This is a genomic window from Enterobacter sp. Res13-Sevr-PEC09-46 (assembly GCF_015672585.1).
Taxonomy (GTDB): Bacteria; Pseudomonadota; Gammaproteobacteria; order Enterobacterales; family Enterobacteriaceae; genus Enterobacter; species Enterobacter hormaechei_C.
Genome location: NZ_JADABR010000020.1, coordinates 1 through 12,733 on the forward strand (window position 1 = coordinate 1; position 12,733 = coordinate 12,733).

The following is a 12,733-nucleotide window of genomic DNA, read 5'->3' on the forward strand; positions in this document are numbered from 1 at the left end:
GCTGCGCGTCAAAAGGCACGTAAATGATTTTGTCTTTGAATTTGGCAAACTTTGTAATATCGAAATGCAATTCTCTCGGTATGCCCGTAAAAGAGTGTGTTGCTTCTACAATGACAAAACGGTCAACGACATCAGCGAGAGTATGTAATCTGATGTCGAGCAACATATCTTCGTCATAGTATAAAAAACAGTCGTAAATCATGATGTTAACCCGAAAATTTAAGAATCTAATTTTATAATAGTGTGGAATCTTCCGCGCCCAAAGTAGCCACTTTGGCAGGTCTCGTCAATGCAAACGACGGATTTATACAACGCAAAGAATCAAATGAAGTGCTGTTATGTAAGTTGCTGTATTTGCTAATATGATTGTATCTCTCTTTGAACGGTAAATGATGTGAACAAATACGCAGCGATAACGCTACTGGCAACGGTACTGGTGGGATGCGACAACAACACCGCGCCGCTGTCATTTACGCCGGAGATGGCGAGTTTTTCGAACGAGTTTGACTTTGATCCTCTGCGCGGGCCGGTGAAGGATTTTACCCAGACGCTGTTCAACGATAAGGGTGAAGTCTCTAAACGTGTGACCGGCACGATGTCAACGGAAGGGTGTTTCGATACGCTTGAACTGCACGATCTCGACGCTAATACGGGCGTTGCGCTGGTGCTGGATGCTAACTACTACGTCGATGCGGAAACCCAGCAGCAGAAGGTAAAGTTGCAGGGAAAATGTCAGCTGGCGGAACTGCCGTCTGCCGGCCTGACGTGGGACACCGACGATAACGGGTTTGTGGTTGCCGCGCACAGCAAAGAGATGGAAGTGAAGTACCAGTATGACGCCGACGGCTACCCGCTGGGTAAAACTACAGTTTCCGGCGACAAGCGTTTATCGGTCAAGTCGGTGCCGTCGAAAGATCTGCGCAAGCGCATGGATTATACGGCGGTAAGCCTGTTGAACGATAAACCGATGGGCAATGTAAAGCAGAGCTGTGATTACGATCGCCACAATAACCCGGTGAGCTGTGAGCTGGTGATCACCGATGACAGCGTCAAACCTGCCGTTGAGCACAAGTACACCATCAAAAACAGCATTGAATATTATTGAGAATAAAACCGCGCAGGTTACTGCGCGGTGGGTTTAAGCAGGCTGGCGGAGGAGGACTTATGCCCGGCCAGATGCTGATGCTGGAAAATGCACATGCGGATGGTGTTACGGTATTCGCCGTTAATAAAGAACTCATGGATCAGTTCACCTTCCACCATAAAGCCCAGCTTACGGTAGATATGAATCGCTTTTTCGTTCTCTTTGTCGACGATAAGGTAAAGCTTGTAGAGATTCAGGACGTTAAACCCGTAATCCATCGCCAGCTTTGCCGCCCGCGACGCAAGACCTTTCCCCTGGTGCTCCGGTGAAATAATGATCTGAAATTCCGCTCGACGGTGAACGTGGTTGATCTCAACCAGTTCAACCAGCCCGGCTTTCTCACCTTCGCACTCCACCACAAACCGGCGTTCACTCTGATCGTGGATATGCTTGTCGTAGAGATCGGACAGCTCGACAAACGCCTCATAAGGCTCTTCAAACCAGTAGCGCATCACGCTGGCATTGTTGTCGAGCTGGTGAACAAAGCGTAAATCTTCGCGCTCCAGCGGACGGAGCTTAACGTCACACGGCGTCGACATTACGGTGCTACCGTGCGGCCAGTGCGACGATCCAGACAGCGCAGGGTGTTAGGCTCCCAATAGGCGTTGACGTTGGCACTTTGCTGGCATTTGTCGCGGGCATCAAACGCGACGTCTTCTTTATCCCACTCTTTTTCCACGCGCTTATTCACTTTCTGACGCAGGCTGCGGGTGTCATTCCATTGTTCTTTGTCCATGGCGGCGTTCTGACGGCTTTGCGCGCTGTCACCAGACTCAATGATGAGTTTGCTGGTTTCGGCTGATGCCGTTGCGGCGAAGGCGAACGATGACAGCGCCAGTACGGCTGTCAGACAAAGGCGTTTGCTTAATGTAGTCATAGCGTTTCCTTTAAACGGGTGCAGACAATCGGATTACCCCGTTGGATTCTACACCAATCCGAAAGGGTGTCATACCCGCGCGGCAGGTATGGGAACGATGTGAACATTATCGCGTATGATGTCTAAATCAATCCTCACGAAACGAGAAAAATGTTCAAAACGACGCTGCTTTTTTTCGCGACCGCGCTGTGCGAAATCATCGGATGCTTTTTGCCGTGGCTCTGGCTAAAGCGGGGCGCTTCCGCGCTGCTGCTGATCCCGGCGGGTGTGTCCCTGGCCCTTTTTGTCTGGCTGCTCACCCTGCATCCGGCCGCCAGCGGGAGGGTATATGCGGCCTACGGCGGAGTGTACGTCTGTACCGCGCTGCTGTGGCTGCGCGTTGTCGATGGCGTCAGGCTAAGCCTGTATGACTGGGCAGGCGCGCTGATTGCCCTGTGCGGCATGTTGATCATCGTGGCCGGTTGGGGACGCGCATAAGCGTCCTTATAGTGTGATCGCCCGCTGATTTTACGATCATTATACTTGTATGGTAGTAGTGTAGTTGCGTAAATTTCCTGCATCACAACGAGCGATGTAAGGAAATGGATTATGAAGATTGTCGGGGCTGAAGTATTTGTCACCTGCCCGGGGCGTAACTTTGTCACCCTTAAAATCACCACCGATGAGGGCATTGTCGGCCTGGGTGATGCCACGCTGAACGGACGTGAACTTTCCGTTGCCTCCTACCTGAAAGATCACCTGTGCCCTCAGTTGATTGGCCGCGATGCGCACCGCATCGAAGATATCTGGCAGTTCTTCTATAAAGGCGCTTACTGGCGTCGTGGTCCGGTCACCATGTCAGCGATTTCTGCCGTGGATATGGCGCTGTGGGACATTAAGGCGAAAGCCGCGAACATGCCGCTCTATCAGCTTCTGGGCGGAGCCTCCCGGGAAGGGGTGATGGTTTATTGTCACACCACCGGGCACACCATTGACGACGTGCTGGAAGATTATGCCCGTCATAAAGAGATGGGCTTCAAGGCAATTCGCGTGCAGTGCGGCGTGCCGGGAATGAAAACCACCTACGGCATGGCAAAAGGAAAAGGGCTGGCGTATGAGCCAGCGACCAAGGGCGCCTGGCCGGAAGAGCAGCTATGGTCCACTGAAAAATACCTCGACTTCACGCCGAAACTGTTCGACGCAGTGCGCAGTCAGTTCGGCTTCAATGAACATCTCCTTCACGACATGCACCACCGTCTGACGCCCATCGAAGCGGCGCGATTCGGCAAAAGCATTGAAGAGTACCGTCTGTTCTGGATGGAAGATCCGACTCCCGCTGAAAACCAGGAGTGTTTCCGCCTGATCCGCCAGCACACCGTCACGCCAATTGCGGTGGGGGAAGTGTTCAACAGCATCTGGGACTGCAAGCAGCTGATTGAAGAGCAGCTCATTGACTATATCCGCGCCACCATAACCCATGCGGGCGGCATCACCGGGATGCGTCGCATTGCGGACTTTGCCTCACTTTATCAGGTGCGTACCGGCTCACACGGCCCGTCGGATCTGTCGCCGATTTGCCACGCCGCGGCGCTGCATTTTGACCTGTGGGTACCGAACTTTGGCGTGCAAGAGTATATGGGGTATTCGGAGCAGATGCTGGAAGTGTTCCCGCACAGCTGGCGCTTCGATAACGGCTATATGCACCCGGGCGACAAGCCAGGGCTGGGCATTGAGTTTGATGAGAAGCTGGCGGCGAAATACCCGTACGATCCGGCTTATCTGCCGGTGGCTCGTCTGGAAGACGGCACCCTCTGGAACTGGTAAACGAGGAGCGAATGATGAAAAGCGTAGTGATCCAACAGCCGGATGTGCTGGTGATTGAAGAGCGTCCTCTCCCGTTGCCGGGCGCAGGCGACGTCCGCGTCAAAATTAAGCTCGCCGGTATTTGCGGTTCAGACAGCCATATCTATCGCGGGCATAACCCGTTTGCGAAATACCCGCGGGTAATCGGTCACGAGTTCTTTGGCGAAATAGACGCGGTTGGCGAAGGCGTGGAGGGCACCCGACTGGGCCAGCGCGTTTCGGTTGATCCGGTGATCAGCTGCGGGCACTGCTACCCGTGTTCCGTTGGAAAACCGAACGTTTGTACTTCGCTGGTGGTGCTGGGCGTCCACCGTGACGGCGGCTTCAGCGAATACGCCGTGGTGCCGGCGAAAAATGCCTGGCGCATTCCGGATGCGATCCCTGACCACCACGCGGTGATGGTTGAGCCATTCACCATTGCCGCCAACGTGACGGGGCAGGCGAAACCCACCGAACAGGACGTGGCGCTGATTTACGGCGCAGGCCCGATGGGGCTGGTCACCGTGCAGGCGCTGAAGGGCGTTTACAAGGTGAAGCAGGTCATCGTGGTGGATCGCATTGATGAGCGGCTGGAGATGGCGCAACGCAGCGGCGCAGACTGGGTCTTCAACAACGGCGAGCATTCTTTACAGGCCGCGCTGGATGAAAAAGGCATCAAGCCGACGTTAATCATCGATGCTGCCTGTCATCCGTCCATTTTACAGGAAGCGATTACGCTGGCGTCTCCGGCGGCGCGCATCGTGCTGATGGGCTTCTCCAGCGACCCGAGCCAGATCGTGCAGCAGGGGATCACCGGCAAAGAGCTGTCGATCTTCTCTTCACGCCTGAATGCCAACAAATTCCCGGTGGTCATTGACTGGCTGGAAAAAGGGCTGATCGACCCTGAAAAACTGGTCACCCATACATTTGACTATCACCACGTTACAGACGCCATCGAACTGTTTGAAAAAGACCAGCGGCAGTGCTGCAAAGTCTTGCTCACGTTCGACCAATAATAATTCACGCGGTTAAGAGCCTGCGAAGACAGGCTCTCAGTGGTACGCATCTTACCTTGCAGAGATAGCCATTATGACTCAAGCACAACCTCAAAGAAGTACGTCAGATCTGGTGAAAGCCGCCGTATCTGGCTGGCTGGGCACCGCCCTGGAGTTTATGGATTTCCAGCTCTACTCCCTTGGCGCCGCGCTGGTGTTTCATGAAATTTTCTTCCCTGAGCAGTCCGCGGCCATGGCGCTGATCCTGGCGATGGGCACCTACGGCGCAGGCTACATCGCGCGTATTGTCGGGGCATTTATCTTCGGCAGAATGGGCGACAGAATTGGCCGTAAAAAAGTGCTGTTTATCACCATCACCATGATGGGGATCTGCACCACCTTAATCGGCGTCCTGCCAACCTACGCGCAGATCGGGATTTTCGCACCGGTGCTGCTGGTGACGCTGCGTATTATTCAGGGGCTGGGCGCGGGGGCTGAAATCTCCGGCGCAGGCACCATGCTGGCCGAATACGCCCCGAAGGGTAAACGCGGCATCATCTCCTCGCTGGTGGCCATGGGCACCAACTGCGGGACGCTGAGCGCCACGGCGATCTGGGCCGTGATGTTCTTTGCCCTCGATCGTGAAGAACTTATTGCCTGGGGCTGGCGCGTGCCGTTCCTCGCCAGCGTGGTTGTGATGATCTTCGCCATCTGGCTGCGTATGAACCTTAAAGAGAGCCCGGTGTTTGAGAAGGTAAACGATGCCGAATCCGTTGCGCCGGTTGCTGCGCAGGATACCTCGGTCGGCGCGATGTTTAAGAGCAAATCGTTCTGGCTGGCGACGGGGCTGCGCTTTGGTCAGGCCGGTAACTCTGGGCTTATCCAGACCTTCCTTGCCGGGTACTTGGTACAGACGCTGTTATTTGATAAGGCGATCCCAACCGATGCGCTGATGATCAGCTCGATTCTTGGCTTCGTCTCCATCCCGCTGCTGGGCTGGCTGTCCGATAAAGTGGGGCGCCGTCTGCCATATATCATCCTTAACATTTCAGCCATTATTCTGGCTTACCCGATGCTGTCGATTATCGTCGATAAGAGTTACGCGCCGGGCGTGATTATGCTCTCTATCATCGTTATTCATAACTTTGCGGTGCTCGGGCTGTTTGCGCTGGAAAACATCACCATGGCGGAGATGTTTGGTTCGCGAAACCGCTTTACCCGCATGGCGATCTCCAAAGAGGCGGGCGGTCTCGTGGCGGTAGGCTTTGGTCCGGTGCTGGCGGGGATCTTCTGCAATATGACCGGGTCCTGGTGGCCGATTGTGGCGATGCTGGTGGCGTACTCGCTGATTGGGCTGGTCTCCGCTTTGCTGATGCCAGAAGTGCGCGACCGCGATTTGAGCCTGGTGGAAGATGCAGCTGAACCCCTGCGCCAGAGCGATACCGCAGCGAAGCAGCGGAAATATGGAGCCCTGTCATGAGTTTTATTAACGATAACTTTATGATTGGCAATGCGAGAGGTGTTGAACTTTATCGTAACGTCGCGAAAGCGCTGCCAATTATTGATTATCACTGTCACCTGGACGCGAAAGATATCTTCGAGAATAAAAATCTCGATAATATTGCCGAACTCTGGCTGGCTGGCGATCATTATAAATGGCGCGCCATGCGCGCCAACGGTATTGACGAAAAATACATTACGGGCGATGCCCCGGCGGAGGATAAATTTGCGGCATGGGCTGAAACGGTCGAAGCGAGCTATGGAAATCCGCTCTATCACTGGACTCATTTAGAACTTCACCACTATTTTAACTGTGACGAACCGCTGGGCAGGCATAACTGGCGTGAAATAATGGAGCACTGTAATCTGCTATTGCAGCAGCCTGATTTTACGCCGAGGGAACTCATTAAACGCTCCAGGGTAGAAGTTATTTGCACGACAGATGCTCCGCTTGATGATTTACGCTACCATCAATTATTGCGTGATGACGCGACGTTCAACGTTAAGGTATTACCGACCTTTCGTCCGGACGATGTTTTTGCGCAGAACGCGGAACAGTTTGCCGACTTTATCGATCGATTAGGTGAGACGACAGGATCTAAAATCCAGACATTCAGCGATTTTGTTAAGGGAATGAGCCAGCGTATTGCCTGGTTCCACGAAATGGGGTGCCGAATTTCCGATCACGGACCCGTGGAGATCCATTTTCAGTCAGCAGATGAAAGACAGGTTGAATCCGTGTTTGCCCGAAAGCGCCGGGGTGAAAATCTGGACGCCCGTAATAATGCGATTCTTGACAGTGCCATTTTTATTATGCTGGCGCATAATTACAGGCAGCATAACTGGGCAATGCAGATACACTTCGGTGCGATTCGCAATAATAATTCCCGCATGTACCGTTCTTTGGGTAGTAATACTGGTTTTGACTCGCTGACCGATCAGTCGAATCTTGCGGCCAATCTCAACCAACTCCTGGATGCAATGGCGCAGGCTGAAGCTTTGCCCAAAACCATTCTATATAACCTCAACGCCAGCTATAACGATATTGTCGCGACGACTATCGCTAATTTTCAGACTGCGGAATTGGGCGTTAAATCGCCGATACAGTTTGGCTCCGGATGGTGGTTTAACGACACTCAACGCGGAATGGAAAACCAGCTACATAGCCTTGCGGATCAGGGGCTATTAATGAATTTTGTCGGTATGTTAACCGATTCCCGTAGTCTGGTTTCGTATACTCGCCACGATTATTTCCGTCGTATTTTGTGCAATATCATTGGCGGCTGGGTGGAGCGTGGTGAAGTTCCGGATAATAACGCCATCCTAACGAAGATGGTTAAAAATATTTGCCATGATAATGCTGAAAACTATTTCAGATTCTAAATTCTACTCACTGAGTGGGGATGGAACATGTCTCGTACTGCAAAAAAAATTACTATTCCGGTTAGTATCGGCTACGGACTAACGGATATTATGGGCGGCGGTGCCTTTACCGTTATCGGCGCCTGGTTATTATTCTTCTATACGACATTTGTTGGGTTGTCACCGGTTGAAGCGGCGTCTATTGTTGCTATAGCGCGCATTGTCGATGCTATCGTTAGTTTGTTTATGGGAAGTTTCACTGACCATTTTTACAAAAACTATTTTGGTAAAAAATTTGGTCGCCGACGTTTCTTTTTGCTGATCGGTGCACCGTTGATGCTGGTCTATGCATTGCTGTGGCTTGATGGCATGACATACGGTTTTTATCTCGCCGTCTATCTAGCATTTGAAATTATTGCTGCAATGGTACTGATCCCGTGGGAAACGTTACCGTCAGAAATGACAAAAGACTTTAACCAGCGGACCAAACTCTCTACCTGTCGCATGTTTCTTTCAGCGTCCGGGACGTTTCTGGCGACATTTATTCCCGGATTACTGATCGGCTATTTCGGGGAAAACAGCGCCCATGCCTACCTCATAAACGGCGTTATTTTTGCTGTACTGTTTATGGTATGTGTATTCATCTCGTGGAAAGTGACCTGGGAACGCGAGTTGACGCCGGAAATGCTCTCCGGGCTGGAAAAAAACACACGCCCACAAACAGCAGGGGAGAAGCTGGCTGCCTTTGGACGACTTTTTAAGGAGTATGGTTCCACCCTGAAAATCCGGGCCTTCAGGAAACATCTCGCCATCTATCTGCTGTCGTTTACCGGCAAAGATGTCTACAACACGGTATTTGTATTTTTCTGCGTCTACTGTCTGAATGTCTCTTCCTCACTGGCAGGCACGCTGCTGTCGATGAGTATTGTGGGGCTGCCCGTCACGTTAATTGCGGGTATAGGGATCATCAGATATGGGCCATCAAAGCTATATGTATTTGCCTATTCACTGATGTTGCTCTGTTTGGGGGGCTTCTTTGCCGTGTACCAGATCCCTGCGCTGAATACCGTCGCGACGCTGGTCATTCTGGCCGGGGTGTATCAGGTGGGGCGCTGCGTCCTTGAGTTTACACCGTGGAACGTGTTCCCGTTCATTCCAGATATCGATGAAATGGTCAGCCGTCAGCGTCGTGAGGGACTGTTTGCCGCGGTAATGACATTTTCCCGAAAAACCACGGTCGCTATTGCCACCTTTATTGTGGGTCTCCTGTTACAAAGCGGCGGATTTGTAAAAGGGAGCCAGACACAGCCAACCGAAGCCATCCACACCATCGCAATGCTGATGTTCATCGGCACTGCTGCCTTGCTTATCCTGGCCCTGTGGCAGGCTCTGACATTCAACCTGAACAAGCGTACGCACAAAATCTTTGTGGATGAGCTGGATCGCCTGAAAGCCAACGGCTCTCCCCAACGCGTATCCGCCGAAGCTCGCCGGGTCGTGGAAGATTTAACAGGCTATTCCTACGACAGGTTGTGGCGTGAGCCGACGGTCCGGTCCGGCGAGCAGACGGTGCGCACCCCTGTATGATCTGGTTTATATCTTTTGCCAGATGTCACACAACTTGATTTTTATATCACACCACTTGGCCGAAAGTTAATGTAAATCAATGTTCATGGCAGCATAACCAGTATTGTGATCGGCAGGATAAAGTAATGACACTGCCATTCTAGTTGGTTTAGTCAACCGGCGCAGCCGCACTGTCACCAGAGCGGCTGCGGATCTCAGCGTTCATAATTAACGAGTCTCAATCATGGAAAACCGTTTATTACAGGCGAAGGCAACGCGTCCTCAGTACGATCGCGACAGCCTCAAGGCACGCATTGTTCATTTAGGGTTTGGCGCGTTTCACCGTGCGCACCAGGCGGTGTACACCGATATACTCGCCGCAGAACAGGGCAGCGACTGGGGTTACTGCGAAGTTAACCTGATTGGCGGCGAACAGCAGATCGCCGATCTGAAGGCACAGGATAATCTTTATACCGTAGCAGAGATGTCTGCCGATGCGTGGACGGCGCGCGTGGTCGGCGTCGTCAAAAATGCGCTGCATGCGCAGGTCGACGGCCTTGAAACCGTGCTGGCGGCGCTGTGCGATCCGCAGGTCGCCATTGTTTCCCTGACCATCACCGAGAAAGGGTATTGCCACTCCCCGGCAACCGGACAACTGATGTTCGATCATCCGTTAATCGTTGCCGACCTGCAAAACCCCCATCAGCCGAAATCTGCGCCAGGCGTAGTGGTTGAAGCGCTGGCGCGGCGTAAGGCGGCGGGGCTGCCAGCATTCAGCGTGATGTCATGCGATAACATGCCGGAAAACGGCCATGTGATGCGCAATGTCACCTGCGCCTACGCGCGCGCTGTTGACGGCGAACTGGCCGACTGGATTGAAGCGAACGTCACCTTCCCGTCAACCATGGTGGACCGTATTGTGCCCGCCGTCACGGCTGAAACGCTGGATAAAATTGAACAGCTGACCGGCGTACGCGATCCGGCAGGTGTCGCCTGCGAGCCGTTCCGCCAGTGGGTGGTTGAAGATAATTTCGTCGCCGGACGTCCACAGTGGGAAAAGGCCGGTGCGGAACTGGTTTCTGATGTCATTCCGTTTGAAGAGATGAAGCTGCGTATGCTTAACGGCAGCCACTCGTTCCTGGCCTATCTCGGCTACCTGGCCGGTTATCAGCACATTAACGACTGCATGGAAGATGAACATTATCGCGCAGCCGCGCATGCGCTGATGCTGAAAGAGCAGGCGCCGACGCTGAAAGTGAAGGGGGTGGATTTAGCTCACTATGCCGACCAGCTGATCGCACGTTACAGCAATCCGGCCCTGCGTCACCGCACCTGGCAAATCGCCATGGACGGTAGCCAGAAATTGCCGCAGCGGATGCTCGATTCCGTGCGCTGGCACCTTGTCCACCAGAAACCCTTCCCGCTGCTGGCCCTCGGTGTTGCGGGCTGGATGCGTTATGTCGGCGGTGTGGATGAGCAGGGTAACGCGATTGAGGTGAGCGATCCGCAGCTGGCGGTGATTCAGGCGGCGGTAAACGGTAGCGCTGAAGGCGAAAGCCGCGTTAGCGCGCTGTTGGGCATTGAGGCTATTTTCGGTAACGAGCTGCCGAAGGACGCGGTGTTTGTGGCTGCGGTCATGCAGGCCTATCAAACGTTGCTGCAAAAAGGCGCGAAGGCCACGGTTGCTGAGTACGCCTCCCGGCTTTAACGCGATGACATGCCGCCGTCCGCGGCGGCATGTCGGGGCGCAGCTTAGTGCATCCCCAGGCGAATCAGCTCAATCGGTTCGAACTTACCTTCGCATCCTTCGACTTCAACCGTTTTACCACGGCGCACCTGCTCGGCATTAAGGCCGTCGCTGTGGATCGCTTTAATCACGCCGAACTGGCCTGTGCCGCTAATCATGACGCGGCTGCCAGTGGTGATTGCATTTCGGTTACGGTCGTATGTCATCATGGTATTTTCTCCTCTCGTACTTATCCGTTACGGCGCTAATTCAACGGCTGCCGTTCACGGGGCACTATTAATACGCCTCTCTTTAACGAAATTATTTGCTTTTGATCAAGCTCACACTTTTTTCTTATTTCATGCAGGCGTTGACGGTTCAGGACACCACTTTACAAAGCGGACAGTTATTTTCCTTAATTGATAGTTTCCGGGTGCAAGTGTTTAGGCTTTGTTTATATCCACAATGTCATTCTGGAGGCAGAAAATAACCCTTCATCGGAAAAGGAGTCAGGCTTATGTATAAGAAAATTTTGATGCCTGTTGATGTGTTTGAAATGGATTTGAGCGATAAAGCGGTACGCCACGCGGTCAACCTCGCGAAGGCGGAAGGCGCGACGATCACCCTGGTCAACATTCTCCCTAACAGCAGCCGTTCGTTACTGCGGGGGTTCAATGCCGATATTAAGAAGTTCGAAGAGTATATGACCGCCGAGTCTGATAAGAAGATGAAGGCGCTGAAACGGCTCTTTGATATGTCCCCGGACAATATTGACTGTGAAGTTCGCTTCGGCAACGTACGCGATGAAATCATCAAGCTCAGCAAAGAGGGGAAATATGATGTCATTGTTATCGGATCAAAAAATCCGAGCATTACAACCCATCTGCTGGGTTCGAATGCTGAAACTATCCTGCGCTACGCCACTATTCCGGTATTAGTGGTCCGCTAATTACTTCGCCGCAACCGAAAGGGGGCGGCGAAGTTTTATTCTTCGCTGAACCACTCGCGGTTTTCCTGGCGAATTAACTGAACTGACTCACTAATTTCCTGAAGGTGAAGCGTCATCGCTTTATCTACGGCTTCCACGTCGCGTTTTTCCAGCGCGCTGAAAATATCATGATGCTGGCGCAGCAACATCTCTGGCGGAGAAACATGGTCGAGGCTCATGTAGCGCACGCGGTCGATGGTAGCTTTGATGTTTTCGACGGTATCCCACGCGAGCTGGCACTCGGCGATCTGCGCCAGTTTCTGGTGGAACTCGTCGTCCAGCTGGAAAAAGTCGTTTAACTGTTTGCGGTCGATGGCGATTCGTTGCTGATGCAGGTTTTGCTCCAGCAGGTAGCACTGGTTATCGTTGATGAGCGACGCGGCGCGACGCACCACGGCGCACTCGATGGCCTGGCGAACAAAACAGCCATTCCGTACCTGCGAAAGCGAAATTTTATTTACGTAGCTGCCGCGCTGAGGGCGGATCTGAATAAGGCCGTTTTCTGCGAGCTTAATAAACGCCTCACGTACGGGCTGACGGGAAACGTCAAAACGTACCGAAACCTCTTTTTCTGAGAGTGGCGTTCCCGGTGGGATCAGGCAGCGGACAATATCACGGCGTAAGATGCGATATATTTGCTGATTAACGGGCTGGGTAGGATTAAGTTGCGATTCAGCGGCCATGGGTTGTGATTTCTCAGAGAGTTAACCTGAACATACTACCATTCTTTTCCCTGCCATCACATACCCGGCCC

At 52.8% G+C, this 12,733-nt stretch carries 13 protein-coding genes and 1 pseudogene; 9 read left to right on the top strand and 5 right to left on the bottom strand.

Features of this window, described 5'->3' with window-relative positions; genetic code table 11:
• Positions 1-202 (bottom strand): annotated as a pseudogene (locus IMQ56_RS13725) (benzoate transporter); the annotation flags it as partial.
• 192 nt (positions 203-394) lie between these two features.
• Here IMQ56_RS13725 and IMQ56_RS13730 point away from each other — a divergent pair.
• On the top strand, positions 395-1,105 hold the full coding sequence (locus tag IMQ56_RS13730; protein ID WP_017384542.1) for a YnfC family lipoprotein: 711 nt from the start codon (positions 395-397) through the stop codon (positions 1,103-1,105).
• 17 nt (positions 1,106-1,122) lie between these two features.
• Here IMQ56_RS13730 and speG read toward each other — a convergent pair whose 3' ends face one another.
• Both speG and IMQ56_RS13740 read right to left on the bottom strand, forming a co-directional pair.
• Positions 1,123-1,683: a spermidine N1-acetyltransferase gene (gene speG, locus IMQ56_RS13735; protein WP_003857416.1), complete on the bottom strand. Its 561-nt coding sequence runs from the start codon at positions 1,681-1,683 to the stop codon at positions 1,123-1,125.
• On the bottom strand, positions 1,683-2,021 hold the full coding sequence (locus IMQ56_RS13740; RefSeq protein WP_006808856.1) for a DUF1283 family protein: 339 nt from the start codon (positions 2,019-2,021) through the stop codon (positions 1,683-1,685). Before IMQ56_RS13740 ends, speG begins: the two co-directional genes overlap by 1 nt.
• 150 nt (positions 2,022-2,171) lie before the next feature.
• Between IMQ56_RS13740 and IMQ56_RS13745 the strand changes: the two genes are divergently transcribed.
• The 7 genes from IMQ56_RS13745 (at position 2,172) to IMQ56_RS13775 (ending at position 10,973) form a co-directional block, all read left to right on the top strand.
• Positions 2,172-2,498: a YnfA family protein gene (locus IMQ56_RS13745; RefSeq protein WP_003857412.1), complete on the top strand. Its 327-nt coding sequence runs from the start codon at positions 2,172-2,174 to the stop codon at positions 2,496-2,498.
• 111 nt (positions 2,499-2,609) lie between these two features.
• Positions 2,610-3,824 (top strand): D-mannonate dehydratase ManD, encoded by a 1,215-nt coding sequence (gene manD / locus IMQ56_RS13750; RefSeq protein ID WP_017384541.1) that lies wholly within the window; start codon positions 2,610-2,612, stop codon positions 3,822-3,824.
• Positions 3,825-3,838: 14 nt separating this feature from the next.
• Positions 3,839-4,858, top strand: a complete 1,020-nt coding sequence (locus tag IMQ56_RS13755; RefSeq protein ID WP_023296536.1) for a Zn-dependent oxidoreductase — start codon at positions 3,839-3,841, stop codon at positions 4,856-4,858.
• Between the two features lie 73 nt (positions 4,859-4,931).
• Positions 4,932-6,317 (top strand): MFS transporter, encoded by a 1,386-nt coding sequence (locus IMQ56_RS13760; RefSeq protein ID WP_032670001.1) that lies wholly within the window; start codon positions 4,932-4,934, stop codon positions 6,315-6,317.
• On the top strand, positions 6,314-7,720 hold the full coding sequence (uxaC, locus tag IMQ56_RS13765) for a glucuronate isomerase (protein WP_045334788.1): 1,407 nt from the start codon (positions 6,314-6,316) through the stop codon (positions 7,718-7,720). The genes IMQ56_RS13760 and uxaC overlap by 4 nt, the downstream gene beginning before the upstream one ends.
• 27 nt (positions 7,721-7,747) lie before the next feature.
• A complete protein-coding gene (locus tag IMQ56_RS13770; protein ID WP_015570613.1) occupies positions 7,748-9,286 on the top strand; it encodes an MFS transporter in 1,539 nt (512 codons plus the stop codon).
• A 223-nt stretch (positions 9,287-9,509) separates the two neighbouring features.
• Complete coding sequence (locus IMQ56_RS13775) at positions 9,510-10,973, top strand: mannitol dehydrogenase family protein (RefSeq protein WP_015570612.1); 1,464 nt, start codon at positions 9,510-9,512, stop codon at positions 10,971-10,973.
• A gap of 44 nt (positions 10,974-11,017) precedes the next feature.
• Here the strand turns inward: IMQ56_RS13775 and ydfZ are convergent, their stop codons facing one another.
• The gene (gene ydfZ / locus IMQ56_RS13780; RefSeq protein WP_003857405.1) at positions 11,018-11,221 is read right to left on the bottom strand and encodes a putative selenium delivery protein YdfZ; all 204 of its coding nucleotides are present in this window, start codon (positions 11,219-11,221) and stop codon (positions 11,018-11,020) included.
• A 287-nt stretch (positions 11,222-11,508) separates the two neighbouring features.
• Here ydfZ and IMQ56_RS13785 point away from each other — a divergent pair, with 287 nt between their 5' ends.
• Positions 11,509-11,940: a universal stress protein gene (locus tag IMQ56_RS13785; protein ID WP_015570611.1), complete on the top strand. Its 432-nt coding sequence runs from the start codon at positions 11,509-11,511 to the stop codon at positions 11,938-11,940.
• Positions 11,941-11,975: 35 nt separating this feature from the next.
• On the opposite strand, the gene IMQ56_RS13790 is transcribed toward IMQ56_RS13785, so the two are convergent.
• On the bottom strand, positions 11,976-12,662 hold the full coding sequence (locus tag IMQ56_RS13790; protein WP_003857403.1) for a GntR family transcriptional regulator: 687 nt from the start codon (positions 12,660-12,662) through the stop codon (positions 11,976-11,978).
• Between the last annotated feature and the right edge of the window lie 71 nt (positions 12,663-12,733).